27 protein-coding genes are annotated in these 26,821 nt (G+C 37.5%); 12 read left to right on the top strand and 15 right to left on the bottom strand.

The features are described from left to right. Window positions 1-64 precede the first annotated feature (64 nt). The 4 genes from AC6HVZ_RS05060 (at window position 65) to AC6HVZ_RS05075 (ending at window position 5,351) form a co-directional block, all read left to right on the top strand. Window positions 65-2,305 (top strand): beta-propeller domain-containing protein, encoded by a 2,241-nt coding sequence (locus tag AC6HVZ_RS05060; RefSeq protein WP_497557057.1) that lies wholly within the window; start codon window positions 65-67, stop codon window positions 2,303-2,305. 496 nt (window positions 2,306-2,801) lie between these two features. After that, window positions 2,802-4,025: a hypothetical protein gene (locus tag AC6HVZ_RS05065; protein WP_497557058.1), complete on the top strand. Its 1,224-nt coding sequence runs from the start codon at window positions 2,802-2,804 to the stop codon at window positions 4,023-4,025. Window positions 4,026-4,086: 61 nt separating this feature from the next. Then, the gene (gene yppF, locus AC6HVZ_RS05070) at window positions 4,087-4,272 is read left to right on the top strand and encodes a YppF family protein (RefSeq protein ID WP_497557059.1); all 186 of its coding nucleotides are present in this window, start codon (window positions 4,087-4,089) and stop codon (window positions 4,270-4,272) included. A 206-nt stretch (window positions 4,273-4,478) separates the two neighbouring features. Then, window positions 4,479-5,351 carry an SDR family oxidoreductase gene (locus tag AC6HVZ_RS05075; RefSeq protein WP_497557060.1) on the top strand — a complete coding sequence of 291 codons (873 nt, stop codon included), beginning with the start codon at window positions 4,479-4,481 and terminating at the stop codon, window positions 5,349-5,351. An 11-nt stretch (window positions 5,352-5,362) separates the two neighbouring features. Here AC6HVZ_RS05075 and AC6HVZ_RS05080 read toward each other — a convergent pair whose 3' ends face one another. Together AC6HVZ_RS05080 and AC6HVZ_RS05085 are read right to left on the bottom strand one after the other, a co-directional pair. Further along, window positions 5,363-6,862, bottom strand: a complete 1,500-nt coding sequence (locus AC6HVZ_RS05080; RefSeq protein WP_497557061.1) for an alpha-amylase family glycosyl hydrolase — start codon at window positions 6,860-6,862, stop codon at window positions 5,363-5,365. 221 nt (window positions 6,863-7,083) lie between these two features. Then, the gene (locus tag AC6HVZ_RS05085; RefSeq protein ID WP_497557062.1) at window positions 7,084-7,437 is read right to left on the bottom strand and encodes a YisL family protein; all 354 of its coding nucleotides are present in this window, start codon (window positions 7,435-7,437) and stop codon (window positions 7,084-7,086) included. Window positions 7,438-7,710: 273 nt separating this feature from the next. Between AC6HVZ_RS05085 and AC6HVZ_RS05090 the strand changes: the two genes are divergently transcribed. After that, window positions 7,711-8,907 (top strand): ornithine--oxo-acid transaminase, encoded by a 1,197-nt coding sequence (locus AC6HVZ_RS05090; RefSeq protein ID WP_497557063.1) that lies wholly within the window; start codon window positions 7,711-7,713, stop codon window positions 8,905-8,907. Between the two features lie 22 nt (window positions 8,908-8,929). Here AC6HVZ_RS05090 and AC6HVZ_RS05095 read toward each other — a convergent pair whose 3' ends face one another. The 3 genes from AC6HVZ_RS05095 to AC6HVZ_RS05105 form a co-directional block, all read right to left on the bottom strand. Then, window positions 8,930-9,160 carry a hypothetical protein gene (locus AC6HVZ_RS05095; protein ID WP_497557064.1) on the bottom strand — a complete coding sequence of 77 codons (231 nt, stop codon included), beginning with the start codon at window positions 9,158-9,160 and terminating at the stop codon, window positions 8,930-8,932. Then, window positions 9,102-9,329, bottom strand: coding sequence for a hypothetical protein (locus AC6HVZ_RS05100; protein WP_497557065.1), 228 nt, complete (start codon window positions 9,327-9,329; stop codon window positions 9,102-9,104). Before AC6HVZ_RS05100 ends, AC6HVZ_RS05095 begins: the two co-directional genes overlap by 59 nt. A 67-nt stretch (window positions 9,330-9,396) precedes the next feature. After that, entirely contained in the window at window positions 9,397-10,575 is a 1,179-nt protein-coding gene (locus AC6HVZ_RS05105; protein WP_497557066.1) for a DUF418 domain-containing protein, read from the bottom strand. A 134-nt stretch (window positions 10,576-10,709) separates the two neighbouring features. Between AC6HVZ_RS05105 and AC6HVZ_RS05110 the strand changes: the two genes are divergently transcribed. The 6 genes from AC6HVZ_RS05110 to AC6HVZ_RS05135 all read left to right on the top strand — a co-directional run bounded on the left by AC6HVZ_RS05110 (window position 10,710) and on the right by AC6HVZ_RS05135 (window position 12,642). After that, a complete protein-coding gene (locus tag AC6HVZ_RS05110) occupies window positions 10,710-10,922 on the top strand; it encodes a spore germination protein (RefSeq protein ID WP_497557067.1) in 213 nt (70 codons plus the stop codon). 17 nt (window positions 10,923-10,939) lie between these two features. Next, the gene (locus AC6HVZ_RS05115; RefSeq protein ID WP_497557068.1) at window positions 10,940-11,149 is read left to right on the top strand and encodes a spore germination protein GerPB; all 210 of its coding nucleotides are present in this window, start codon (window positions 10,940-10,942) and stop codon (window positions 11,147-11,149) included. A 70-nt stretch (window positions 11,150-11,219) separates the two neighbouring features. Next, window positions 11,220-11,801 (top strand): spore germination protein GerPC, encoded by a 582-nt coding sequence (gerPC, locus tag AC6HVZ_RS05120; protein WP_497557069.1) that lies wholly within the window; start codon window positions 11,220-11,222, stop codon window positions 11,799-11,801. Next, a complete protein-coding gene (locus AC6HVZ_RS05125) occupies window positions 11,801-11,974 on the top strand; it encodes a spore germination protein GerPD (protein WP_497557070.1) in 174 nt (57 codons plus the stop codon). Before gerPC ends, AC6HVZ_RS05125 begins: the two co-directional genes overlap by 1 nt. Window positions 11,975-11,990: 16 nt before the next feature. After that, window positions 11,991-12,359 (top strand): spore germination protein GerPE, encoded by a 369-nt coding sequence (locus AC6HVZ_RS05130; RefSeq protein ID WP_497557071.1) that lies wholly within the window; start codon window positions 11,991-11,993, stop codon window positions 12,357-12,359. Window positions 12,360-12,423: 64 nt separating this feature from the next. Continuing rightward, on the top strand, window positions 12,424-12,642 hold the full coding sequence (locus tag AC6HVZ_RS05135; protein ID WP_497557072.1) for a spore germination protein: 219 nt from the start codon (window positions 12,424-12,426) through the stop codon (window positions 12,640-12,642). Between the two features lie 309 nt (window positions 12,643-12,951). Here AC6HVZ_RS05135 and AC6HVZ_RS05140 read toward each other — a convergent pair whose 3' ends face one another. The 9 genes from AC6HVZ_RS05140 to AC6HVZ_RS05180 form a co-directional block, all read right to left on the bottom strand. Further along, complete coding sequence (locus AC6HVZ_RS05140; protein ID WP_497557073.1) at window positions 12,952-13,509, bottom strand: hypothetical protein; 558 nt, start codon at window positions 13,507-13,509, stop codon at window positions 12,952-12,954. A 3-nt stretch (window positions 13,510-13,512) separates the two neighbouring features. Next, the gene (locus AC6HVZ_RS05145; protein ID WP_497557074.1) at window positions 13,513-14,145 is read right to left on the bottom strand and encodes an SCO family protein; all 633 of its coding nucleotides are present in this window, start codon (window positions 14,143-14,145) and stop codon (window positions 13,513-13,515) included. A 150-nt stretch (window positions 14,146-14,295) separates the two neighbouring features. Further along, a complete protein-coding gene (locus AC6HVZ_RS05150) occupies window positions 14,296-15,978 on the bottom strand; it encodes a cbb3-type cytochrome c oxidase subunit I (protein ID WP_497557075.1) in 1,683 nt (560 codons plus the stop codon). 17 nt (window positions 15,979-15,995) lie between these two features. Then, window positions 15,996-16,463, bottom strand: a complete 468-nt coding sequence (locus AC6HVZ_RS05155) for a cytochrome c oxidase subunit II (protein WP_497557076.1) — start codon at window positions 16,461-16,463, stop codon at window positions 15,996-15,998. A gap of 18 nt (window positions 16,464-16,481) precedes the next feature. Next, window positions 16,482-16,628, bottom strand: a complete 147-nt coding sequence (locus AC6HVZ_RS05160) for a hypothetical protein (protein WP_497557077.1) — start codon at window positions 16,626-16,628, stop codon at window positions 16,482-16,484. 380 nt (window positions 16,629-17,008) lie between these two features. Continuing rightward, window positions 17,009-20,737: a helicase-exonuclease AddAB subunit AddA gene (addA, locus tag AC6HVZ_RS05165; protein ID WP_497557078.1), complete on the bottom strand. Its 3,729-nt coding sequence runs from the start codon at window positions 20,735-20,737 to the stop codon at window positions 17,009-17,011. Next, window positions 20,730-24,224 carry a helicase-exonuclease AddAB subunit AddB gene (addB, locus tag AC6HVZ_RS05170; protein ID WP_497557079.1) on the bottom strand — a complete coding sequence of 1,165 codons (3,495 nt, stop codon included), beginning with the start codon at window positions 24,222-24,224 and terminating at the stop codon, window positions 20,730-20,732. Before addB ends, addA begins: the two co-directional genes overlap by 8 nt. Window positions 24,225-24,468: 244 nt before the next feature. Then, a complete protein-coding gene (gene lepB / locus AC6HVZ_RS05175; protein WP_497557080.1) occupies window positions 24,469-25,020 on the bottom strand; it encodes a signal peptidase I in 552 nt (183 codons plus the stop codon). Window positions 25,021-25,077: 57 nt separating this feature from the next. Further along, complete coding sequence (locus AC6HVZ_RS05180) at window positions 25,078-25,725, bottom strand: TVP38/TMEM64 family protein (protein WP_497557081.1); 648 nt, start codon at window positions 25,723-25,725, stop codon at window positions 25,078-25,080. A 216-nt stretch (window positions 25,726-25,941) separates the two neighbouring features. Here AC6HVZ_RS05180 and AC6HVZ_RS05185 point away from each other — a divergent pair, with 216 nt between their 5' ends. Next, the gene (locus tag AC6HVZ_RS05185; protein WP_497557082.1) at window positions 25,942-26,331 is read left to right on the top strand and encodes a YhjD family protein; all 390 of its coding nucleotides are present in this window, start codon (window positions 25,942-25,944) and stop codon (window positions 26,329-26,331) included. Here the strand turns inward: AC6HVZ_RS05185 and AC6HVZ_RS05190 are convergent. Next, complete coding sequence (locus AC6HVZ_RS05190; protein ID WP_497557083.1) at window positions 26,234-26,800, bottom strand: competence protein ComK; 567 nt, start codon at window positions 26,798-26,800, stop codon at window positions 26,234-26,236. The genes AC6HVZ_RS05185 and AC6HVZ_RS05190 overlap by 98 nt on opposite strands. Window positions 26,801-26,821: the final 21 nt, after the last annotated feature.

The raw sequence follows: 26,821 nt of genomic DNA on the forward strand, positions 1-26,821 counted from the left end.
CTAATCCATTTACATACGTCTAACTATTTAAAGGAAAAATTTTCATATATTAAGGGGTGTCATAGTGAAAAATAAAATTGTCTGGATTATTGCTGCCGGTATTATTAGCTTAATAGCATTAGCATTTATGTTAATTCCTGCAAATGGACTTAAAGCAGAAATCCGTTCCGCTTCAAGTCATGTACAGGCATTTAAGGATTGGACGGTTCATTTTTCTAAGCAAATGAATCCGGATACATTCACGGATAAAACCGTAACAGTCATGGATAGTAAAAACAAACAAATCCCAATTATCTTGGAATGGAACGAATCAAACACAATGTTAACATTAAAACCTCCAGAAAATGGCTACACCAGTAATGAAGATTACCATATCACCATTTCAGATCAAGTACAAACAGCTGCTGGCAAAGAATTAGCTGACTCACTAACCCATGCCTTTACTGTTGTAGATGAATTACCTAATATTGAAAGCAAAGAACAGTTGGTAACCCTTTTAAAAGAAAGGATAATACCACAGGAAGCTAGACTATTCACTGAAGAAAGCGAATCTGCAGTAATGAGCAATGAATCTGCGGATACAGCAGCTACCGGGGAAAGTCAACCGGCAACTGTTTCAGAAACGAATGTTCAAATTGCTGGAATTGATGAGGGCGACAGGATAAAAAATGATGGCGAATTCATCTACTTTGCCCGGGATACAGATGTTATTATCGCCCCGATAAAAGAGACGGTCGAAAATGAAGAGATCAGTGTAATTGAAGAGGAAAATTTTAATCCTAGCGAACTTTATTTGCATCAAAATTATTTAATTAGTATTGGTTTCAGTCATGAACCGATGCGAAAAGAAGATATTAAAACGTCAGGTGACACAACCGAAAATCAAGAAATTGCAATATATCCGTCTCCTCGCAACCAGACAACCGTTAACATCTATGAAGTTTCCGATAGAAGCAATCCTGAGAAGGTCAGAGAAGTAACTATTGAGGGCAATTTAACCGCATCAAGAAAAATGGATGAGCATCTGTACCTTATTGCTAATCAATATCCATCATACCGAATTCTCGATAGTCCTAAGGAAGAAATAAGGCCTCATATCATGGATAGTGCCACCGGAAATGAAGCGAAGGCTATTTCATTTGAAGACATGTATTTTTTTCCTGACAGTGAGGAAAGCCACTTTATGATCATGACATCGATCAACCTAAATGAACTGAAAAAAGAAGCAAATGTACAAAGCTTCCTGGGAGCATCCAATCAAATGTACATGTCGAAAAATCATATCTATATTGCGGTCAATCGATATGAGAATGACAAAGAAACAACAAACGATAATGATTCTACAGATCTCATGATGGCAAGACCTGTCGCCAACACAAACATCATGCAATTTAACATTAGTGAAGGAGATATCAATTATCAGGCCCAAACTACTGTAAATGGAACTTTGATTAATCAATTTGCGATGGATGAACGAAATGATACATTCCGTATTGCAACAACTAAAGGAGATATGTGGGATAATGATCAGCCATCTGTAAACAATTTATACACCTTTGATAAAAATCTAAACCCTTTAGGAGCTGTTGAAGGACTTGCTGAAGGGGAACGGATTTACAGTGTTCGCTTCATGGAAGATATTGCCTATATGGTAACGTTTAAGCAGGTTGATCCCTTATTTGTTATTGACTTAGAGGATCCGGCAAATCCAGCCGTATTAGGTGAGTTGAAGATACCAGGATTCAGTGATTATCTCCATCCACTTGATGAAAATCATTTAATCGGATTCGGACAAAATACCAAATTAGTTGAAAATGAACACGGATCCGATCCACTCGTACAGATGGATGGACTAAAAATATCCCTGTTTGATGTGAGCGATCCTACCAATCCGAAAGAAAAATTCAGCGAGGTCATCGGCAAGGGGCATTCCTACTCTGAATTGAATCACAATCATAAAGCAATGTATATGCATCCAACTAAAAGTTTATTTGGCTTCCCTGCTGTTTTATTTGAATCAAAAACAGTTAAAAAAGGAGATATTACCTATGAGGATCAGCAGTATTTGTTTGAAGGTGCTCTCCTGTATAACATTACCCCTGAGAACGGAATTAGGTTAAAAGATACCATTACCCATCAGGAAACTAATCTAGAATATGCACAATGGGAATCAGAAATAAAACGAATTATTTCAGTGGATAATATGATATATACCTTGTCCTATGATCAAATAAAAGTGTATGATTTAGAGGATGAAAATATAATAAAAACTATTTCCTTACCAACTCAGTCACTCCAATACTAACTATGGGAACAGCAGGAATCCCCCTGCTGTTTCTTTTCGTTTTTTACACAAAAATGGAATTTTTTATATATTGTGGTGTCTGTTAGGACATCGGAGTTTTGAATAAAAGCTCGTTCCCCTAATAGAAACAGGTCATTTGTATGATATATCTGAGAGGAACAATGATTTTATCTTCTGATGTGCCTAATCCTCTATGCTCAATTTGACGATAATCAGGTGTAACAAATCCAATTTTTTTGCCCCATTTTGTATAGATTTTTATACGGGACAAATTTGCCCCAGCTCACCATAGTAACAGCCGAATATTTAGCAATAGAACAAATTTATCATCTGAAGCCAGTAATATTCTCTATACCCCCTTTCTCATTTCAAAACAACTTTGTGCTTTTTTCGACATAGTTTTATTGTGTTTTTTTGACTTTTTATTTTTTCATATTGCCTGACTAGTCCATTTATATTTATGATGATATAAATGGACTTTTAGGAGGATTTAACAATGCCTAAACTATTTATACATTTTACATTCTTTTTCTTTATACTTACAGCGGTAACCGGTGTTTGGATGAGAGCGTTCCCTTTTTATCCTGATTCTGCTCTAGAGTATTCAAATATATTACATGCACATTCCCATATAGCTATTTTAGGTTGGGCATTTTTAGGTGTTTTTATTGTTTTTTTATTTATCTTTTGGAAAACAATACAACGAAAGAAAGAAGCAATTTTTCTTACTTATGCAATTTTTATTATTTCTTTCTTCATGTTTTTAGCATTTATTTATCAAGGCTATGCCGTATATTCAATTGTATTGTCAACATTACATATTTTCGCTGAGTATTGGGCAGCCGTTTTCATATATCGTCATATACGAACAAATAAATTCATACCAAATTCTGCTGCGCTATTTATAAAAGGATCATTGATTGCCCTTATTATTTCCTCTATTGGTCCATATGCACTTGCATTTATTTCTGCGAATGGACTTAAGGAATCTTCTATTTTCGATATGGTGATTTACTTTTATTTACATTTTCAATATAATGGTTGGCTTTCTTTATTTTTAATAGGACTGTTTATCATTCTGCTATATTCTAAACAAGTCCATATTTATACTTCTCTTCTTTATAAAGGGTTTTGGATATATTTTATAGCATTGTTTCCTGGCTTCTTCTTATCAGTTCTTTGGGCTAATTTAGGAGAATTCACAGAAGTACTTGCGGTAATTGGCGGTGTTGGGCAATGGCTTGGTGTCCTATTTTTTCTCTTGGCATGTAAAAAAAGCTGGAAACAGATCGGTAAATCTTTTTCAAAACTGACTACTACCTGCTTGTTAATAGCATTGGTTCTGTTGTTTGGCAAAAGTACAATGGAACTTGGCTTAATATTCCCTTCATTAGCACAGCTTGTATATGATACAAGAAGTGTAATTATCGGTTATTTGCATTTCACCTTATTAGGATTTGTGAGTATTTTCATTCTAACACAATATCAAATGACGGGCATTTTGCCTTGCAGTCGACATACGAGAAATGGATTTATTATCTTTTTCATCGGACTTGCTCTAAATGAATTATTGCTTTTCACTCAGGCTATATTAGAGTGGTTCACTCATAAATCTATTCCCTTTTATGCACAAGGACTTCTTTCTGCGAGCTTATTATTACTAATTGCTGTGATCATCTTATGGATTTCCTATCAAACAAAAAATTATCGAATGATCTAGGTGATTCCTTCATATATTTTTTAGTACAACCTTATTAGGAATATAAGAAGGAGGTATTTTCGTGCTTATTCATGATTTAACGAATGTTTTTGAAATCGAACGAAAGGAATCACCAGCATCAGTAAATGACTTATTGGATTACTTTCAAAAAAAATATATTGCCGAAGAAATTGACATAAAAGATTACCGGAAAATATATGCTCATCTACATAAACAAGGTGCCATATCTGCACATGAATACATTTAACTCAAAGTCCTAAGAGGGCTTTTTCTTTTTAATGAAGTAAGAAAGTATAAATGAAATCGGCTTTTGCGCCAAATTCTTCACATCTTACTTCTGGTCTCTGACCTCCGAAAAGACGCTTTAGCGTTTTTCTCATGCATAAATAATGATTGAAGATGTGGATTAGGGGGAACGTTAATTACAGAAAAGACTTCAAGGAGGGGATAGAAATGGGGATGAAATACTCCAATGGCAAACAGACACCACCTGCTCAGCATCAGGATAGACAACCTGGATTTGAATCGAAAATGCATCCCGAACCTGAATATATTCGCAGCAATTATCAAGGCAGTAACAAACTAAAAAGTAAAGTTGCTGTAATAACTGGTGGGGATAGTGGGATTGGAAGAGCTGTTAGTGTTCATTTTGCCAAGGAGGGCGCAGATCTTGCAATTGTCTACCTGGACGAACATGAGGATGCCAATGAAACAAAACGATTGGTTGAACAAGAGGGTCAAAAATGTTTATTAATCAATGGTGATATTGGAAATCAATCATTTTGTGAAGCGGCAGTTACAGAAACATTGGAAAAGTTTAAAAAAATAGATATCCTAATAAATAATGCTGCAGAACAACATCCACAAGAAAGTTTTTTAGAAGTTTCTAGTGATCAAATTGAACAAACATTCCGCACAAATGTATTTGGTATGTTTCATATGACGAAAGCCGCATTACCAAGCTTAAAAAATGGCAGTTCCATTATTAATACATCCTCCATTACTGCATATCAGGGAAGCAAGGATTTAATTGACTATGCCGCTACAAAAGGAGCAATAACATCTTTCACAAGATCATTGGCCGGTGCTTTAGTTGATCAAGGAATCCGGGTGAACGGAGTAGCTCCAGGACCGATTTGGACACCATTAATTCCGGCATCATTCAGTGAAGAAAAGGTCGATTCATTTGGTGGTAATACTCCAATGAAAAGGCCTGGTCAGCCTCAAGAGCTGGCGCCCGCCTATGTCTATTTAGCAAGTGAGGATTCGAGCTATGTTTCTGGTCAAATGATCCATGTGAATGGCGGAACCATAGTATCAGGGTAAACAGAGAGTAGCTACTCGCTAGCCTCTCTCTTTTTTTGCTTACGGCTTAAATAGATAACAGTGACTATAAACAATAGAAAAACTCCTAACACAAAACCAATAAACCCCCAGTTAAAACCTTGATCAGGCTCCATTGAAAATACCTCTGCCGTTTCTCGTGGGATACCTATTTTGAATTTTCCATTGTCATTTTCACGCACAATATTATCTCCAAGATATCCCCTCAGCTGCATCCCCGAATCAATTCCGCTAACAGAAACAGCTTGGGACTCATCACTATTATTAATAGCTATGTACATCGTTTCATCCTCAAACGTTCTTTTAAAAACACTCATTGCTCCACTTGATTCAACAAGTTCGAAATCACCATGAACTAAGGCTGGAAATTGTGAACGCAATGATGAAATCCGATTATGAAATTCCGTTAATTCAGCATCACCACTATTAAATTGCACAAGTTTCTGTGTTTCAGCAGCATCCCCATACATTGGTAACTCGGATCCCTGAAATAATGAAGGTACACCTGGGGTAGTATACATATAAGTTAACGCCAATGTCCAAGCAGTTAAAGAATTACGGCCATTTTCTGAAAAGGTTTGGGTGAATCTGTCTGTGTACTTGTTATCAATATAAAGAAGATCCTCTTCACTTCCATTTTCTTCCCATACATCATATAAATCTGAGACAGGGTTTCCTAGCATGGAAAAGGTATCTACCATTGATTGTTGAAGTATTGGATTATCTATAATATCAATAGCAGTATTTTCTTTAATCTGTTTTATATTCTCCTCTGTATTTAATATATCTCCTATTAGATAAAAATCAGGATTAATATTTTTTATATGTTTCGTAAAAGTTTCCAAAAAATCCGCCGATGCCTGGTCCACTGCATGCAGCTTAAATCCATCAATATCGGTTTCATTCATCCAAAATTCAGCAGCTTCAAGCAAAAATGCCTGTACTTCCGGATTGTCTTGATTCAATACAGCGACATCGTTCGCCCAATTTGTTGACAAACTCGTGCTAGTGTTTTCAAGTAACCAATCGGCTCTATCAGGATCAAAAACGATCGGATGACTTGTTGAAATATAATTCGATACAAATTCCAAAATAATTTTTATATCTCTTTTATGTGCTTCCTCAACTAATACATGTAAATCTTCCATCGTCCCAAACTGTTTCTCTATACTATAGAAATCTTCTATCCAATATCCGTGATAGCCGCCTGGCGCATTTTCCATTATTGGTGATAATGAGAGGGTTGTCACTCCTAATTCCTGCATGGAATCCAGTTTTGTAATGATCCCTTGGATGTCTCCACCATGATAGGCATTAGGATCTTCTATATTTACTTGCTCATCCCTGGTAAAATCGCCATTGTTATAACGATCTACTACTATATTATAAATAATTTCATCCTGAATTTGACTTTCTTGTGCTGATATATAACTTGAATTAGCAGTAAAGGCAATAAAAAATAGTGCTATAAACAATAATGCTGTCTTTTTCATAAGATTTGTTCCTCCAACGATTAATAATATCTCTTGTTCTATTATTCACCCTAGATTTTAATAGTCAATAACTTCATGATTATTGTTGAAAATACTTCACAGATAAAGCAAAACTTCCAGCTAGCTTACCACATAATAATTCTAATCCAAGGATTTTTTCAACCAAAAGTAAAGCTGCCTCATTAGAGACAGCTTTACTTTTTATACGTATAATCCAATCATTACATTGGTAAACGCCAGAAACCTAAGATTAATGTGATTAAAAATGCAATAATCAATTGAATCCAGAAGCTTTTTGCAGATTTTCCTTTATTAGTTTTCACAAGAATCATTTCGAGTGCAGCAATTACCCAAATACCAGCAAGTCCTTTCACTATTGCTTCTGGTAAAAACGAGCTCCCACCAAAATAATTGGCAAGCAAATCTCCGCCACTATAAAGAATAAATAAATAATCAAGACGCAAAATCATGTGTACAATTTTTGCAGGTTTTCCTTTTCCCTGATGGTACATAATGAGGGCAACAATAAATAAAATCAATGCCAATGCCCATCCGGTAATATGCATATGTGTCATGATATGTCCTCCAATATTAAATGTTTTCTTAACCGTATCATATCATGGACGGGACAAAAATTCATTTATTACATTCTTGGACTGCAAATAAAAGTAAAAGCTGGTTAAAACTGTTATACTAAAATTAGATTCTATTTTTTGGTTCAATCACATTTTGCGGGGAACATTGGATCAGTTGGTTTATTCGGAATCGGTAATTTGTATTTAAATAAACAAACCTATTATTTTCCCCGTACTTTGTGAAAGATCCTATTTTTTTAATGGAGGGATAGTATGGTACAAACGAGTCAGGAAATCATTGATCAGACACAGGAATACGGAGCAAAGAATTATCATCCGCTTCCGGTTGTGATAGCAAAAGCCGAGGGAGTTTGGGTAGAAGATCCAGAAGGCAATCGTTATATGGACATGTTAAGTGCATATTCTGCGGTAAACCAAGGCCACCGTCATCCAAAAATTATTGATGCATTGAAGAAACAAGCAGATGCAGTAACTTTAACTTCACGAGCTTTCCATAACGACCAATTGGGGCCATGGTATGAAAAAATATGCAAGCTCACCAATAAAGAAATGGCTTTACCAATGAACACTGGTGCTGAAGCAGTTGAAACTGCTATTAAAACAGCAAGACGCTGGGCATATGATGTAAAAGGGGTTGCAGAAGACCAGGCTGAAATCATTGCTTGTGTTGGTAACTTTCATGGTCGAACAATGACAGCGGTTTCCCTGTCATCCGAAGCAGAATATAAACGCGGATTCGGTCCAATGCTCCCTGGCATAAAACTCATTCCTTATGGAGATATTGAAGCATTAAAAGCAGCAATCAACGATAATACTGCAGGTTTCTTATTTGAGCCAATTCAGGGAGAAGCAGGTATCGTTATCCCCCCTGAAGGATTCTTAAAAGAAGCATATGATGTATGTAAAGAAAATAAAGTTTTATATATTGCTGACGAAATTCAGGCGGGACTTGGCCGCAGTGGTAAGATGTTCGCCTGTGATTGGGAAGATGTTACACCAGATATCCTCATTCTTGGTAAAGCATTAGGTGGAGGTGTATTCCCGATTTCCTGTGTGGTTGCAAACAAAGATATCCTAGGTGTATTCAACCCTGGATCCCATGGCTCCACATTTGGAGGAAACCCACTGGCATGTGCTGTTTCAGTAGCTTCACTTGAAGTACTAGAAGAAGAAAAATTAGCAGATCGTTCACTGGAATTAGGTAATTATATGATGGATGAACTGAGGAAAATTGATAACCCAATTATTAAAGAAGTTCGAGGTAAAGGTTTGTTCGTTGGTGTTGTGCTAACAAAATCAGCTCGACCATATTGCGAACAGTTGAAAGAGAAAGGTTTATTATGTAAAGAAACACACGAAAACGTAATTCGATTCGCTCCACCTCTAATTATCGAAAAAGATGACCTAGACTGGGCGCTCGATCAAATTAAAGAAGTGTTAAAAGGTTAAGGATACTAAAGAAATCGGCTGACTAGCCGATTTCTTTAGTTAATTCTATTGTACTCCGGGCGATATCCGCGTGCTCCGGGTGATATCCCTCGCTCTCCGGGTGATATCCTCGCTCTCCGGGTGATATCCTCGCTCTCCGGGTGATACCCGCGCTCTCCGGGTGATATCCTCGTGCTACGGGTGATATCCTCGTGCTACGGGTGATATCCTCGTACTCCGGGCGATATCCGCGTGCTCCAGGCGATATCCGCACGCTCTAGGCGATATCCGCATGCTCCGGGCAATATCCCTCGCGCTCCGGGTGATATCCGCGTGCTCCGGGCGATATCCCTCTCGCTCCGGGTGATATCCGCGTGCTCCGGGCGATATCCCACGTGCTCCAGGCGATATCCGCGTGCTACGGGCGATATCCGCACTCCCATATGATATTCCAGCTCCAAGTGTTATCAGCTTTCCACTGGTACAACCGAGTCTTGCCACTAATCTCGTTTACCCCATCTCTTTGCGAAGCAATTGTTTTTTATTATAGGTTAAACTTCTCCATATCCACTCCAGTGGACCAAATAAGTAGTGGGAAAACCACCATCTGCTAAACAGAGCCTGCAAGCTGAACACAACAATCACAATGATTACTCCAATGAGTGGTGTAATTGAACCGTACAAACCAAGCCCAACTCCATAAAACAATAAAAAACTAATAACAGATTGCATGATATAATTCGTTAAAGCCATTCGCCCTACAAAAATAAATGGTGTTATTAACTTGTTTCCTATATCCGTTTGAGCGAGTAATGTAATCGAGAGAATATAAAACAATGCGGAAGCAGTTCCGCCAATATTATCTTGAATGTATGAAAACCATAATGGATTTCCCAAAAAGTAAGGACCTGCTTTTAAAATAATAAAAAACAATAGTAAAATAAACCACCATGTAATCAGCAAAGATTTATTTTTCATCGGCTCGTGAAGCAAGCGTTTTTTGGCTAGATACATACCAAACAAAAATAATGGCAATAAGGTTGTTCCCAATAATAATAAGCTGATTCCGCCATTCCCATACACCCAGTCATGATAATTTTGTCGCCAGATATTCATTAGATTACTGCTTTGATAATTATTGAAAGCCTGCTCGATTGCGAATGCATCATATAGATGTAAATATTCCCGAACCTTATATAACATGAAAGATAATAAACCTACACTGCCACCCAATAAAATAATTCCCCAGATCAGGAGAGTTCTCCCCTTTACATGCAAAAATAGTAATAGCAATAAACCAATTAGACCGTATGACAATAGAATATCCCCATGCCAGATGAAAAATGCATGAAGTAGACCAAAGCAAATTAATATCAGAAGTCTTCTGCTTAAAAAGCCATAGACTTTCACGCCACGCTCAATCAGCCGCTCCTTCATGATTTGAAATCCAAAACCGAATAATAACGAAAATAGCGTATAAAAACTGGCTTGAAAAAAGATGTCAATAAAACCTTGCATGAATATATCCACATTGGAAGTCCAGGTTTCATCTGCACCACCGTACATAAAATAAGGTGCTGAAAATGCTCCAATGTTAACAATAAAAATTCCAAATACAGCAAATCCTCGAGCTGCATCAATCCATATCAGTCTGTTTACTTCATTTGTTGGGGAAACAGTTTTTTTCATTTTAAAGTCCTTTCCTCCATTCTCTTCATTTCAAACTTCGCTAACCTAGTATTCTAGAAAAATAATGCACATCCTGCAAAACTTTTCAACAATTATTTCTATTTACATAAACTAATACGAAGGAGGATTTTCCCATGCCGGCAAAAGTGGGTGCTGTTAAAGTAATCAATATATCTGCATCAAGTATTTTCAATATTGGAGACGTATATTCGATGTGCCCTGAAAGCAACGCAAAAACATATGCCGGTGGCGGCTCATTCAATACAGGAGAAGGCATCCATATTAACCTTACCAATTCAAATACAAATGTTTATGATTCTGATAAAATAGATCAGCCTATTAGTTAGTATCGGAGTGAAGCACATTGAATTTAACTATCCATCAATCAATCAGTATTTACATGATAAAAGTTGGCTCTATTACCAATTCATCTGTTCTGCAGATCGGCAGCACCGGAAGTATCCAGGCACAATCTGACATTTTCAACACTGGGGAATATACAGGACCTGCTGCCCCTGCTGAGCCAATTGCAAGTGTTACCCCCATCATACCATTATCCCCTCCCGTGCAATAGCACATCTGAAAATCTTTAGCATAATCTGATTATAGGCATTCGTCTATAATCAGGAAGGGGGGATTATTTTATGAATGGTAATGACTGGTTTAATTACATTTACGAATTGAATCAATACATGGAAAAACAGAAAAAAATGATTGAAGCACTGGAAAAAAGATTGCATAGCCTGGAGAAAGCCTTTCAGGAAAAAAGTACAAATAAAATAGAAAAAATTGAATACAACTTTGACCAACTGAAAATAGAGCGCCTTGATGGCACCCTTCAAATCGGTTTATCCCCCAATGATTTAGCCAATATTGAAGACTTTGGTGTTCATCAAAATCAAGTACCACAAAATCCGCCTCCACTAAAGCAGGCGTTACATTCTGAATTAAGCAGTTATCTGCATGATAATGGACCTTCTCTAATTCGTGAACTATCCAAATCATATAATTATACGATTGATGAAGATTTTCAGTCTGTCATGATTCAGGATATTGAAAAACAGCTGCCAAGCCGCATTGCCTTTTATGAACAGGAAGCAAAGCGTAATAATAATTTAACCAATGAACAGGATTTCAAGCTTTATATAAGTGATCAAATTAAAAAAGAAATTTACCAGTCCTTATTAAATTATATCCAAGTAAATGAAAGAAAAGGAGAAGAATAATGAATATAGAGGTACACAACTGGGGATTAAGCGTTGCAAATATTCAAATCGACAATGTTTCTGCTTCATCAGTTTTCCTGATCGGTGATAATGAAGAAATGAATCTTTCTTCTTTTTTTGACACCCCACCTGAAGCATTCACGATTGGTAATATCGTACCATTAGCACCTTAACTGGAGGATTGTCAGTATGCAGATACGAACCGCAGAAGTAAATAATATACGCACGACTTCCATAACCAACAGTTCTATCTTTACGATCGGTGATACAGTTTCAACGATGCAGAAATCCAGAGGTATTGCCGTACAGCAAGAAGGCGCAACCTTTACCAAGCAGGATAATCTATATTTCCACGACTATCCCATTTTTAAGAAAGAAGCAAATTGGCTTAATCAAAAACACAATGTTAATATACACACAACACAGCACTCTGAATCCATTCATATACAAAATACTTCTATAATTGGTGTAAGTAGTTCATCTGTATTTCAAGTCGGAAGTATAAAAAAAATTGCTGCAGATTCAAGAATTAAGCATTTTAGAAAGCTTCAGTCATGATTATACACATCTATTGTTTTTTTTCATATCCTAATCTATACAATTATTTCTCAGAGGTGTTATGATGCCTTCTATCGTCGGACCAATTAAAATAAACAGTGTTGGTGGCGGGGTAGTAAATTTTGGTGATGCCTTTTATCTTTCACCAAAAAGCTCCTCCAAAACGAACGCTGGCTCTGGAGCTTTAAATACTGGGGATTTTATTTGTACAAATAATGGAGTAAGCTCCACTAACCCATTTGATCCAGATGTTAATGATCAGAATGTAACCGCCAATGCCTAAGTAAAAGAGATAGTCTATATGATTTAGGCTATCTCTTCTTCAGTGGATAGGGAAATAGAGAATTTTTGGCTTTATTAAGCTAACGACAAGATACGCCACGTTCAGCTTCAACCCCCACCGAATAGTGGACTTCCCTCATTTTCGTACGATAAACAAGACTTGCCAATTGAGAACCAGTGGCTTAGTCGCACTTATACCCTTGTGGTGAAAGTCAACATCGGTTCGCCTTGCTCATCATGTTTCCTTTACCTCCTGCCCACCGTCCAGTCAATACATCGCAAAAAGGCGCTCTGCACTTTTGTTTTCATTTCACTCATTTTCAAATCGGTCAACAAAAAATTGTTGGACAAAATAGATGAGAATACTTAATGCTAGGAATAAGAATGCCCATCCAAGTGTTATTTGTTCTACAATCAGATAATTATTACATAACTGCTCCGGTGAAAAAATATATAGGCCTGCCATTAACCCACAAATAACCGTTAGACTAATAAAAATAATATTTTTACTGAAATGTCCAAGTTTCTTCCAGCTGTCACGTAAAGGGACGCCAGCTAAAAATGGCAAACTAATAAATTTAAATACTTCTATTGCATGGATAGTCAATGCTTCATCCATCGTACGTGGAATCATCCAATAAATGATAATGAACATAAATAGTATAATACCTGGTATACCATTACTGTTCCACTTTGCAAAAAAAACTGGAAATTTTTGTTTTAAAAATGGAGTCATAAGCATACCAGCAATTACAAATAATGGCATCTGCATGTGCATATGAATCGTCATTACTGACTCCGCTAAATTGGCAACAGGTGGAAGCATTAGGAAAACATACAGCACTAAACCATAAATTGCTTGTTTCATAATCTATTCCCCCGCTTCAGTTTCGAGAATTGATGTAACTTTTTCAGCTGCTTCATCAATTTTATTATAATCCATCACATCGACTAAATCGCCTTTTCTATTGACCAAATAAAATGCAGAGTTATGAACAAAGTGTCCTTCTCCGTCCGGAATAACAATAACTCCGAATTCATCCAGCAATGTATCCAATTCCTGCTGATCAGATATTCTTGCCATTCGCCATGTTTCTCCATCACTTTCAAAGTAGCTTCTATATTTATCCAATACTTCCGGTGTATCTCTGGTTGGGTCAAAGCTAACACTTAAAAAGACAATGTCCTCCCCAATATATTCTCCTGGAATCTGATCATACACCTCAGCTAAGTTCACTTCTAATTGAAGACATACATCTGTACAGGATGTATAAATAAATGTAATCATAACATATTTTCCTTCGAATTCAGAAAAAGGATATATCCGTTCCTGACTATCTTCCAATGTTACTTTAGGGAAGGAAGGTTTTTCCTCAATTAGTTTATTTGTTCTTGCACTTTCAGCAGTGTATGCCTGAAAACCATCTGTGCCAATATAAAATAAAGCAACACCAAATACTAAAACAATAATCATTGCAACCGTATTATGCTTGTTTTTGATCATAATGATCACTTCCTACATAAAATTTATAATCCTTATCTAAGTTTAAAGGAATAGCTCTCATTAATTGAGCTATTCCTTTATCTTACATTTATAACCACGTCCAGGCTCAGATTGCTATTTGCTGCTCTATAAGCCTTTTCATTTTTCTACTTACCACGTTTTAAATGGTGGTGATCCTGGAGGTGCATTTACGATCATGTCAACAAGTGGTATGACGTATCCCATTGAAATGATTGCGAATGCTAATACAATCCATAGACCCCAACGTTCTGTCCACTTCGGTGTCGGTGACGCATCTTCTTCTTCTTCCGCTACAGGAAACTCCGTATGTCCTTTAGGTGCTTTAAACATCAGATGGAACGCAATATAAACCATCAGCACAACACCTGCGAAGAGAAGTGTTCCTCCTACCGCCAGAAACATCAGGTATGGATCCCAGCTTAATGCAGTAGCATTATCACCATAAGTTGAAAAGGAAGTTCTTCGTGGTGAACCAAGAAGCCCAACCCAGTGCATCGCACCTGACATGAACAGCATTCCAATTGCCCAAATCCAGGTTTGAATAAGTCCTAATTTATTCAGTCTTGGTGTCATTTCCCGTTTGCTTAAGTATGGAATTAACCAGTATGTGATACCAAAGAATGTTAAGGCAACCGTTACTCCAACAGTTAAATGGAAGTGACCAACTACCCATAGTGAGTTATGAACTGTCTGGTTTAATTGGTTATTTGTTTGTGCAATCCCACCTGCTCCAGCAGGAATAAATGCAATCATTGCAATCATTGGTGCAAGGAAACGTACATCTTTCCAAGGCAATTTTTTAAACCAGCCAAGAAGCCCCGTCGCACCTTTTTTCCTTCCAGCTCTCTCAAATATTGCAAACATTGCAAATGCAGTTAGAAGTGAAGGTAGTGCGATGGATAAACTCATGAATACATGCATGAATTTAACACTTTGTGTGATTCCTGGGTCAATAATTTGATGGTGGAATCCACCAGGTACGTTTAAGATTACAGATAAAATAACTACCAAACGTGCCAAGACGTCACTAAATGTTTTCCCGCCAATAATTTTTGGTATTGCAACATACCATGCAGATACGGCTACCAAATACCAAACATTAACCGCTGTATGCCCGAAGGCCCAGAAGAGTGTTCGGCTAAGCATGACGTTGACTGTTTCTGTCCAGCCAAAAGCCCAAGGGATGAGCATTAATACTTCCGCAGTAATTCCAAGACTACCCAAGATTAATAGAAGGTAACCTCCAACAGCGAAAAAAGAAAACAATGGCAGTTTCTGACCGCGGTTTGCTTTTTTCCAGCTGGCTGCGTTTACGAATACGCCTGTTCCAGCGAGCCATATTCCTAAAGCAAGAAATACCAAACCAATGTAGAACCATGGTGACGCCTGCATTGGAGGGTAAAATGTGTACATTACTGATGCATCACCCATCACTACTGTAGTCATGATCATTACAGTTCCAACCAGCAATGAAGCGAGTGCACTCCAGACAAATTTTCTTGCCTTTGAAGTCAATCCTCCAAGTGTATGGGATACTCCTGCGTAGAAATAGCCAGTCATAAACAGCGTAGTAAATGCAACAACAAGTAAAATTCCGTGTGCTGTCAATACCTGATAATAGTTCAGCCATACTGGCAATTCAAGCAGTCCCGCGCGGTTAAGCCCCTGCAGCAATCCTAATGTTCCGCCTACAAGCAAAAGAATAAATGCTAAAGATAAATAGGTTAATGAAATACGTGCATCTTCAGGTCTAGCACCTAATTTTTGATTTGTTTTATCGATAAATGATTCCTTTAAAACCGCTGTTTCCATTTTCATTTCCTCCTTTCCTATTTAACCGTAATTGTGGTAGCCATCGCTTGGTGTCCAGCACCACAGTACTCATTACATAAAATTAAATACTCGCCTGGTTCATCGAAGGTTTCCGTTATTTTTTGAATATGGCCAGGCATTACCATTGCGTTCACATTCGTACCGGCAATTTGGAATCCATGAACAACGTCTTTTGATGTCATAGTGAATGTAACTTCAGCTCCTGCAGGTATTTCGATATCACCTGGTGTGAATGAAAATATTTGCAATGTCATTACAACCTCATATTGATTGTCTCCTACTTCATAAACACCTGGTTCTTTAAATACTTCATGTTCGTCTACCTTCTGCGGATCTATTGTTTCCATATTACTAGGTGGTCCCATTTCAAGTGCAAATGTCTGATAGCCAGTAACTACCATAGAAAGAACCAATACACTAACACTGATAATCAGCCAAATCTCTTCAGCTCGATGCATTTTCATGCTATTTCCCTCCTCGTCTTAAACTCTTGTCATATAAACGATAAACAGTAATAATATAAATGCGACAATTCCACCGCCAACAAATACTAATGTGGAAAACAGGGTACCCTTTAATGATTGCTCTTCTTCTGTGCTAGTGACTGTGCTAGTGATTTTCTCTTCCATCTGAAATCCCCTCCCTATTTTTTTCTTACTTCTATCTTATTTTGGAAATGGTTTTTTCTAAGTGATTCAAATCACATGGCTGTGTGATTTCCATCACGAATTAAACGCATTCATGACAAAACAATGAACTTCACCTAAATGTAGCAGTATAAAGAGACAATTATGGTGCTAAGCCAAGTTTGGGCAACGTTTTTATATAGAAGCATGGGTAGACTAAACATCAGCTCGAGAACGGAAACATCTGCTCGAGAGCGGAAACATCAGCCCGTGAGCTGAAACACGGACAGTTACGCATCCTTCACTTCCCGCTAAAGCTTGGGCTGAACAGTTAACCACAAAAAAAGATCAACCCTGCATTATAAAAGGTTGATCTCATGTCGTTATTCACTTGGTACTTCTACAATGAGCTGCTTGGAAAAGAAATATAAATACGTTTCTTTAACAGGTTGCTTCCAAATAGTTTCTATTGCATATCGATAAAGCTCCATTTGTATTTTATATCTCTCTACCAGCTTCTCTCTAACATCTTCTGTAACTTCTTCATTAATGGCATCTGTTTTATAATCCAAGATAATCCAGCCATCATCCTTTGGAACAATACAGTCGATCACACCTTGAATCAGGACATTTTCATCTGTATCATCTGTCCAACTTGCATACACTTCACTTGCCGGTAAAGAAAGACTGAACGGTACTTCACGGTTTAGTGATTGAACCTCCATCATATATGCTGCAATTTCTGTCCTAAAAAATTGTTCAATAGAATTCACATCTATTATTTCTGCTTCTTCTCTGGTTAATATCTCTTTATCTACCATTGCTGCTACATATTCATAAATTTCAACATTGTTTAATCGTCTATCTATTGGCAAATGCTGCATTACTGTATGCATTGCAGTCCCTTTATCAGCAGCAGTAATTGTTTTCTCTTTTTGCATAAAATTTGGTCGTTTTACAATAGGTGTCCATTGTGATTGGATAAGCTGATCTCCACTATATTCATCCTTTATTTCCCACTGTCGCTTAATTTCTGTAACTGTCTGTTTGGCACGTAACCTTGCTGCTTGAGCAAAAGGATATTGATAGGACAGGCGATCATCTACTTCTTTTTCCAACATATCATCCTGAACTTCTACTGGGGTCCAGTTCACTATATTCCTTTTTAGTGCCAAATTGGCTTCCGCTGTTGTTTCTTCCAAATTTGTAAGCTCGCTGCCATGGATAACAGAAACGCTCCATTTGGAAGGATCAATCCGGATTTCATTTATTACAGCATCTGTTAATTCCTGAGTTCTTAATAAACTATTTTCCTGATGTCGTATTAAAGCAGGACCCACCCAATCCAGATATGTCTTGGATTCCATCCGGAAATGCGCAGGTAATACCCACTGGGAATGATCGATCATTTTTTGCCATTTTTGCTGTTTCTTTTCAAATGAAGCAACATTGCCAACCATTATGAGTTTTTCCTTTGCCCGGGTAAGCGCAACATACAATACCCGCATTTCTTCTGCGAGAAGCTCGCGTAATTTTTCCTGTCCTACCGCATGGTAAAACAATGTTGGATACGTAATTCGTTTTACCGGATTAACGTATTTGCTGGCAAAACCTAAATCTTTATGCAATAAATACTTTTGTTTTAAGTCCTGTAAATTAAACTGTTTATCCATTGCACCTAAAATCACAACAGGAAACTCCAGTCCCTTACTTTTATGAATTGTCATAATTCGGACAACATCTTCCTGTTCACTTAATGCTCTCGCTGAACCAAGGTCATCACCACGCTCTTCCATCCGTTCAATAAACCTGAGAAAGCGGAATAAGCCGCGGAATGATGTTGTTTCATAGCCTCTGGCACGATCATATAGTGCACGCAAGTTTGCTTGACGTTGCCTACCACCTGGCATACCACCGACAAAATCGTAGTAGCCTGTTTCCCGATAAATATCCCAGATTAATGCCGATAAGGCGCCTTGTCTGGAGTCCAGGCGAAATTGTTCCAGTTTTTCAAGAAAGCTGATTATTTTCGTGGCTGCGACATTTGTATTTTGTTTTTCAAACAGCTTTAATGCATCGTAAAATGATTGATTTTTACCTGCAAGGCGAACAGAGGCTAAATCATCTTCATTTAACCCGACAATCGGTGAACGTAATATGGAAGCGAGCGGAATATCCTGCCGCGGATTATCAATGATTTTCAAAAGACTGATCATGATTTTCACTTCGATTGCTTCAAAATATCCGGTTGAAAGCTCTGCATAGACTGGGATTCCCTGCTTTTTTAATTCATCTACAATTGTAGGCGCCCATGTCATCGATCGCATTAAAATTACGATATCACGATATTGCAAATCCCTTTGCGTCTGTGTCACCTTATCAACAACTTGAAGTGGAGGTCCTCCTTTCTGGCCGATCCAGGCTTTTATTTTTTCTGCATATGCCCTTGCTTCCAGCTGTGCCTTTTCTAAATCCTGATAATCTTCTTCCTCTTTAGAGACATCCTCTTTTTCTTCTGGTGCTTCCCTATCAACTATAAGCAGCTCGGGATGTGGCTCGTTATAAGGCAAGTCATCATACATTTTATTTCCATAGATTAATTCTGCTTTTGCATCATAATTTATTTCGCCTAATTCCTCATCAAAAATCTGTCTAAAAATATAGTTTGCACCTATTAAAACTTCCTCTCTGCTTCGGAAGTTACTTGCCAGATCGATTCGCTTTGCCTTATTTTCATCTCTGGCAAAGCGTTTATATTTTTGAATAAACAAAGATGGTTCTGCATGACGAAAGCGATATATACTTTGTTTCACATCCCCGACCATGAACATATTCCCGGACCCTGTTTCGTCACTGATTAAAGTTAAAATGGTTTCCTGAACGAGGTTGGTATCCTGATATTCATCAATTAACAATTCACTGAACTGTTTCTTGAACTGATTGGCAACCTTTGAAGGTATGGGCTGATCCATTGTTGAAGTTTCATCAACTAAAAGCTTTAGACAATAATGCTCCAGGTCAGAGAAATCAACAATTGCTTTCTCTCGCTTTTGTTCTGTAAACCGAGCTTTAAACTGTTTTACCAATTCTATTAACTGCTTAATAACAGGTGCCAGCTCACGCATATCATCAACATGACTGGTTAAATTACGGCTGAACCAATCTTTCTTCATACCTTCCCAGCGTTTTTTATAGCTCTCACGCAATGTTTTTACTCTATCTTTTTTTATCTCATCACAATCTGCTTTCTTGCTTGAAAGTCTTCCAAATACACTTCCGGCCAGATACGTTTGTAAATCATTCCAGGAATGAAGATGTGCAAGAGCTTCCTTCAGCATTAAAAAATCCGTATCAATGGTATCCGCATATTGATAAGGTCCATCCCTTTCCTTTGTTAACTCCAGCGCAAGAGTCATTTCCTGTTCGATCGCTTCAAATTGACTCTTTACTTCTCTTTTTATAATAGAAAGCCAATCCAGCTGCGATTCCTGCCAATCTTCAGGCACATTGTATGTCTCAGCCAGCTGATCAAGCCAGTGATCCGGCCATGGATTTTGCACAGCGAATGTATAAAGTTTAAGCACAAGATCCTCAACTTCCACATCACTTCGATCACTGGAAAATCGATCGACAACTGCGAAGAATCTTTCCTGAACTTCTCCCTCCTTTCCATACCATTCCTCAAATAAATCATCAATTACCTCTTGCTTGATCAGATCTGCTTCCATATCATTGGCAATTCGAAAAGCAGGATCGATATCCAGCAAATAGGCATATTGTTTTACCACATCAAGACAAAAGGAATGCAGTGTCGATATCGAGGCTCTCTGCAGTAATGATAGCTGTTTTTTCAAGTGCATGGAACCTGGATCTTCAGCCAATGCTTGTTCAAGTGCCAATCCTACCCGGTTCCGCATTTCTTGAGCTGCTGCGTTCGTAAATGTAACGACAAGCAATGAATCAATATCAATAGGATTCTCCTTGTTCAGCAGCTTTTGAATAATCCGCTCCACAAGTACAGCAGTTTTTCCTGAACCAGCTGCTGCAGCAACAAGCACATCACTGCCATCGGTATAAATTGCTTCTTCTTGTTCCCTCGTCCAATTAACCATTATGTTCCTCCTCTTTTCGGAGTCTCTCTAAAATATCATCATCTTTTAAATCGGTAAGCTTCCGGTAATTATTTTCTTCCAATATCGGATCAAATTGACATACAGAACGAAATGAACAGAATGTACAAGCAACATTTTGCTTATGCTGAAATGGGTTGAGATGCACCCCACCTGATGTCATATCAATTCCTGCCTGCATCATCAGCTGATGAATATGCTGCTGTAGACTTGTAAATGTTTCATTATCAGCGATTTTTGAATAACTGTAAAATCCACCGTTCTTTTTAACACCTGCAGGTACGATCTGGCTTGAACCTGATGCGAGTGATGTATCCATAAGCTTAACGATCTCTTCATCTGATAAAAGCAGCCCTTGCATTTTATACTTTTTAAAAATTTCCTGCTCGATAGCTTCATCCGTCATTTTTGTTTTTCCAGATATCATTGGATTATGCACATGGAAATAAAGGACGCCGGCTGGTGTTGCTTGCTTACCAAGCCAACGCTCAGAATGTGATATAACCACATCCAAATATGCGAGCATTTGCAGTGCCAATCCATAATAAACTTCGATCAAATTCAGCCCCTTAGCGCTTGACTTATAATCTATAATTCTCAAAAATAATGAATCTTCATTCAATGCTTTATCAACACGGTCAATTCGTCCACCCAACATCAATTCAAATCCATTTGGAAGCGGCATTGTTAAAGGTGGTAATGTTTGATTTATTCCAAAGCCTAGCTCCAGACCAACAGGTGAAAAACTGCTTTGTCTTGCCTGTTCACTTAATACAAACGCTGCTCGGGCAATGACTTCCTGAAGCTTCTTCTGAATATATTTATAACGATTTGAGCTATGCAATATTTGATGCTGTAGGATGGGAGCTAAATGAACAACAGCCTTCTCTGCATAGGCATCTGTGTCCTTTTTATTTAATTGTGCAAAATCTTTACCATCCACCTGAATCCACTCTGTAATTGTTTTTAGAGCTTCATGAAAGAGTTGTCCAATATCAGGTGCATCTAATTTAAAGGTTTTTCGTTCATCAAGCTCTAAGCTATATTTGGCAAAATGCTGATAGGTGCATCGATAATATGATTCTAGCCTGGAGACACTTGCTTTCACCTGTTTTGGATACAATTTTTCAACCGTTGCAGGTGACAGATCGGTCGGATTATTTTGATAATACAAGCTTTGCAGAATCGTATAGGTTGTACTATATTTTGGTTGATGTTTCATATACCAATTTAACACATGCCACCAGATAGGATTAATTGGATATCCTTTCCGGTTTCTTGCCAGCTGTGCCGTTAAAGCAGATCTTGTTTTCACAGGCGTCGTAATAAACCGATCTACCTCCACTAGTTCATCAGGATCCTGCAATAATAGATGATCGCTACAAACTGAAAACAAATCTTCTATTCTTTTTATTAGCTGGGATGGCATTTTCGCCTTTCCCTCTTCATCACTTAATGGATAACTTATCCAAAGACGATCTTTTGCCGCAGTAAAGGCGATATACATATAAAACCAATCATCCAGCAATTGTCGCCTGCTGCTTTCTGCTAACCTAAGACCATGTTCTGTAAGTATTTCTCTTTCCCGCTCATTAATCATACCTTCTGCAGGTGGCTTCATCGGCCAGACACCATCATTTACACCTAGTAAAAAAGAGCTCTTAATTCCGCTGATTCTTGACCGATCAATGGTACCAACAATAACGTGATCAATACTCGGAGGAACATGGGCAAATTTTAATGTTTCAAATCCAGCATCTAGGGTGGAACGAAATGTAGTTAATGTCATGCTCTCATCCCCAGCCATTTCCACTATTTCATCAAATAACTGGATTATCGCATTCCATACCTGTTCCTGCTCGCGGGCTTTTTCTATTTCTCCCAGCTTGTCAAACTGTTCTCGAGTTTGCTCCAGGCTTTTTGGTACACCTAAATTTTCCAGCAGCATATACGTGACTTCACATAATTCCTGAACTGTAGAAGCATTTCTCATTTGTTCATCAAAAGGCTGTAAAGCTCGTACAACCTGGTTTTTATACCTATTTATTCGCTTTTGTATTTCTCTCTCTGAATCCGTTTGAGTTTTCTTGTCAAAACCACGGAATCGCTGAAATTCCCATTCATATTCAGAAGTCCAACGCTCTCTTGAACGAACCCCATATTCAAGTACATAATTTTCCAATTCATCAATTGCATCATTGGTTAAGGGGAATTCACGATCAGACTCAGGAATAAACCCTGTTTTTAACACACGAAAAATAGCGTCATAACGCCAGTTCCCCTCTACAATATCTAAAACAGAACGAATAAACTCAATCAGTGAATGGTTAAGCATAGTTCTTTTTTCATCTATAAATACGGGGATTTCATAGTCACTAAAAATGGTATCAATGAGATCATGATAGGTTTCTGTTTCTCTTATAAAAACTGCAATATTATGAAATCGGTAATTTTCCTCCCGAACGAGCCGAATAATTTCCTGTGCTGCACCTTCTACTTCAGCGCGTGGATGGACAGCCTCTGCAATACTTATCGGTACCTCTCGTTCATAATTAGGAGCTGGCCTGACATCGAAGTTTTGTTCCAAATGTGTAAAATAAGATCTATCTTTAAATCTTCCATTTGCGGGATCTAAAACTACTGTTTCATCAATGGTGATTTGGTTTTCATGAGCGATTTGCTGCAGTATATGATAGGTCTCGCTTGTTTGATAGAAAAGATCCAGTTCAGAAACATCCCTATCCGGTTTATCTAGCGTTAAAGTAATTGTTACACATTTGCATTTTTTCATTAATGCCTCCACTACAATGAGCTCCTGTGGGGTGAACCGGTGGAATCCATCAAAGTAAATTTCAGCATCATTCAGTAAAGTGGATTGATGTATTTTAGCTGCAAGCAGCTGTAATTGATCTTCACTATCAATATATTTATCCTTTAATGCAAGCGTGAGTTTTTCATAAACATAAACCAAGTCGTCTAATTTTGCAGCCAAGGCTTCTTCTCCAGGTTCTTTATGTACATATTGGTTTATTTGATCTATTTGTAGTTGCAGGACTTCCGGTGTAATCTGATAGCGTTTAAACTCCGTAATCATCTTCTCCAGTTGATTTAAGAATCCCTGCTTCTCCATTGCTTTTTGAAAAACACGCCACTCCCCGTGTTTTTCTTCAATAATTTTTCGAAGCATCATTTGAACACCAACTGAACTGATGAATTGTCTTGTACTTCCACCTGTCTCTTGCAGTACACGCCACGCCAGACGCGAAAAACTAACTACCTGCGTGCGAATGCTTCCCCTTATATCTTTATCATTAAATAATGCGTATTCCTGTTGAAACGTCATTTGATCTGGAACAATGTAAAATATCGGTGAGCCTTGTGGACTATCTACTAGTTTTTCCTTTATTTCATCCAAAGATCTACCACTTTTCCCTGTTCCTGCTCTTCCCAATAAAAATCGGAGTCCCATTTTCAAACCTCCACTCCTGTTAGTATTGATGCAATTACTTCGAAATATTACTTTTTCCAGATTAGGAAACGTTTTGCCACTTATCTACTGAGAAAAATGCTAAAATGTCTTTCCAGAGGTCAGAGACCAGTAGTCAGATTTGAAGAAATCGGCGAAAAAGCCGATTTTCGTTGATAATTTCTTACTTCTTAAAAAATAAAGCTTTTATCCCTCTATTTTACCAGAGATAAAAGCTCTAATATAGTTATTTGCCAAGCATTACACTCGCCTTGGATAATGGCCAATATTTCATTCCTACTTTTCCTACTAGCTGATTCGTTGATATAAAACCAAAGGATCTGCTGTCAAGGCTGTCTGAGCGGTTATCGCCCATCACAAACAGCTTAGAGTCAGGCACGGTCTCCTTACCTGTTACTTCTGATAATGTGAAATTGTTTGTGTATGGTTCCATATTACTTGCTTGAATATATGGTTCAAGAAATTCTTCTTCTACATATTCTCCATTTATATATAGGTTATCATCTTTATATTCGATATCATCACCAGGTAGACCAATGACTCGCTTCACATAATCATCTTCCTCATTTGCATGGAATACGATAACATCAAAGCGATCCACATCCTCCAAATTATAAATAACTTTGTTTACCATCAACAAATTGCCATCGTATAATGTCGGCTGCATCGATTCACCATCCACTACATAACTTGCAAATAAAACGGAGCGAAAAATCAATGCCAAGGCTATCGCAAAAAAGATCACTGGAACAATTCTACGATAATTTATTTTCCTCATACTGAACCTTCCTTCAGAGTACTGTTCTACCTACAGCATACCCTGATTGGAGGTAATTTAATCCTCTTTGGCATCCTTTAGCTGTGATCGCTTCTCGATTCTTTTCTCCAAATATTTACCTACCATCCAAAATAACACAATACAAATACCTACCACAATAGTCTTTGTTGGATTTTTTGCGAATTCCAATATACTTGTTCCAATATACGCTATTGAAAATATCATAACTGATTTCCCTAAAAATACAGCAAGGATAAACTGCTGTTTACTAATTTTCGATAACCCTGCAACTACATTTATAACTGCAGATGGGGAAAACGGGAAACACATTAAGAGGAACAAGGGACCAAACCCATGCCTCTCCAGCCATGATGTTACTTTCTTCACTTGTTTATTATTGCGTATTGCTTTAAATATTCGTTTATTTCCCAGTCTACGAATAATAAGAAAAACAAGAATAGCTCCTAGGCTTGATCCCATCCAAGACAATAAAAACCCTTCTAATAATCCATATGCGGCTGCATTTGCAAAAACAAAGACAAACAATGGTAAAAAAGGTAGAAATGCTTCAATAAATGGTAACAGAATTCCTGGTAGGGGCCCTAAGCTTTCATAATCACTTAATAGCTGCATAATATATTCGTCTAGTCTGTCGTTTTCAAGCATGATTCTCCAATCAGATAACTTGATGCTAAATACATACATTTAATTAAAATCTCCTCATTCACAAATAGATCTTTATTAATAGTATCTCTATATTTATTTTAATGTAAACTATGAAATCTGCATAGTATTATTAACATTTTGCCACTTTCTTTTCATTTTCCAAGTTTATTTTAATTTTTTATGTTATTTTTTTTACTTTTATCATATAATATAATTATAGGGAACAAACGTTCTTTTTGTAAAGGAGGATTACACATGCGTTATCTTAGTGACGAAGAATTACAGATTGCTTCACGTTTTCTCTTTCTCTCCATGGCAATCATCGTGATAAATCAGGATATTCAATCCATCAAAACAGGGGCATTTAAAATTAAAGATCCATATATTAAGCTATTAGAAAAAATGACGGCTGAGGCTGTAAAGGAACGTAGAAACCTGCGAAATACAATGGAGAATAAGAAAATAAGCGTTGTTACATTAAATAAAAATGATTCTTTTTCATCCTATCTTTTCCTGTGCCAGGGGCGAGAAGAAAAGCGAAATTACTTCAATCCTGCCATTCGGAAAAAGGTTGAGACAATTCTGCAGGAACTTTTGAGAAAGGCTCTGCCACCACTTCAATCTTATTCTGCTGCAAAAATTTAATCCGATTATCAAGCAAGTAGCGGAATTGTGCTGTTCGTTGGATCTGATTCAGCACAGAGCCATAAGAAACATCAAGGATAACATTTTTGCCATTTTTGAAAACTACTTGTGTACAATGATTTGCGGCCCTATTCACTTTATCAATATGGGAATGAGCAATCCATGAGCATTTTGAATTCGTCGGTGAGGTGGTAGGAAAGAAATACATTCCACTGGTAGGATCGATGGAAATCGGGGCTTTATGTGTAATTCCACAAATATCCCTGGTTCCGTCCTGTCTGCCTTTTAGACTTGCACCAAAAAATTTACAGGCATAATCTATGATCTTACTCGGAGAACGATCGACAACGTATTCCTCCTCTTCTTCAAATATAAACGTAGTAAGCGTGCCTAATCTGTCTTGTTTGGCTACAACGGCCAATGTCATTGGGGTAATTTCATACGATGGGATATAATATTCACTTAACATTTTTTCATCTTCCTTTCAATG

The organism is Oceanobacillus sp. NCCP-135 (assembly GCF_059698015.1).

Coding starts and splice junctions, on each gene's coding strand:
- addA (WP_497557078.1), bottom strand. CDS start 20,737: ATGGTTAATTGGACGAGGGAACAAGAAGAAGCAATTTATACCGATGGC.
- AC6HVZ_RS05105 (WP_497557066.1), bottom strand. CDS start 10,575: ATGAAAAAAACTGTTTCCCCAACAAATGAAGTAAACAGACTGATATGG.
- AC6HVZ_RS05110 (WP_497557067.1), top strand. CDS start 10,710: ATGCCGGCAAAAGTGGGTGCTGTTAAAGTAATCAATATATCTGCATCA.
- gerPC (WP_497557069.1), top strand. CDS start 11,220: ATGAATGGTAATGACTGGTTTAATTACATTTACGAATTGAATCAATAC.
- AC6HVZ_RS05180 (WP_497557081.1), bottom strand. CDS start 25,725: ATGTATGTATTTAGCATCAAGTTATCTGATTGGAGAATCATGCTTGAA.
- AC6HVZ_RS05080 (WP_497557061.1), bottom strand. CDS start 6,862: ATGAAAAAGACAGCATTATTGTTTATAGCACTATTTTTTATTGCCTTT.
- AC6HVZ_RS05125 (WP_497557070.1), top strand. CDS start 11,801: ATGAATATAGAGGTACACAACTGGGGATTAAGCGTTGCAAATATTCAA.
- lepB (WP_497557080.1), bottom strand. CDS start 25,020: ATGAGGAAAATAAATTATCGTAGAATTGTTCCAGTGATCTTTTTTGCG.
- AC6HVZ_RS05135 (WP_497557072.1), top strand. CDS start 12,424: ATGCCTTCTATCGTCGGACCAATTAAAATAAACAGTGTTGGTGGCGGG.
- AC6HVZ_RS05150 (WP_497557075.1), bottom strand. CDS start 15,978: ATGGAAACAGCGGTTTTAAAGGAATCATTTATCGATAAAACAAATCAA.
- AC6HVZ_RS05190 (WP_497557083.1), bottom strand. CDS start 26,800: ATGTTAAGTGAATATTATATCCCATCGTATGAAATTACCCCAATGACA.
- AC6HVZ_RS05090 (WP_497557063.1), top strand. CDS start 7,711: ATGGTACAAACGAGTCAGGAAATCATTGATCAGACACAGGAATACGGA.
- AC6HVZ_RS05130 (WP_497557071.1), top strand. CDS start 11,991: ATGCAGATACGAACCGCAGAAGTAAATAATATACGCACGACTTCCATA.
- AC6HVZ_RS05140 (WP_497557073.1), bottom strand. CDS start 13,509: ATGAAACAAGCAATTTATGGTTTAGTGCTGTATGTTTTCCTAATGCTT.
- addB (WP_497557079.1), bottom strand. CDS start 24,224: ATGGGACTCCGATTTTTATTGGGAAGAGCAGGAACAGGGAAAAGTGGT.
- AC6HVZ_RS05065 (WP_497557058.1), top strand. CDS start 2,802: ATGCCTAAACTATTTATACATTTTACATTCTTTTTCTTTATACTTACA.
- AC6HVZ_RS05100 (WP_497557065.1), bottom strand. CDS start 9,329: ATGGGAGTGCGGATATCGCCCGTAGCACGCGGATATCGCCTGGAGCAC.
- AC6HVZ_RS05185 (WP_497557082.1), top strand. CDS start 25,942: ATGCGTTATCTTAGTGACGAAGAATTACAGATTGCTTCACGTTTTCTC.
- AC6HVZ_RS05075 (WP_497557060.1), top strand. CDS start 4,479: ATGGGGATGAAATACTCCAATGGCAAACAGACACCACCTGCTCAGCAT.
- AC6HVZ_RS05160 (WP_497557077.1), bottom strand. CDS start 16,628: ATGGAAGAGAAAATCACTAGCACAGTCACTAGCACAGAAGAAGAGCAA.
- AC6HVZ_RS05145 (WP_497557074.1), bottom strand. CDS start 14,145: ATGATCAAAAACAAGCATAATACGGTTGCAATGATTATTGTTTTAGTA.
- AC6HVZ_RS05155 (WP_497557076.1), bottom strand. CDS start 16,463: ATGAAAATGCATCGAGCTGAAGAGATTTGGCTGATTATCAGTGTTAGT.
- AC6HVZ_RS05085 (WP_497557062.1), bottom strand. CDS start 7,437: ATGACACATATGCATATTACCGGATGGGCATTGGCATTGATTTTATTT.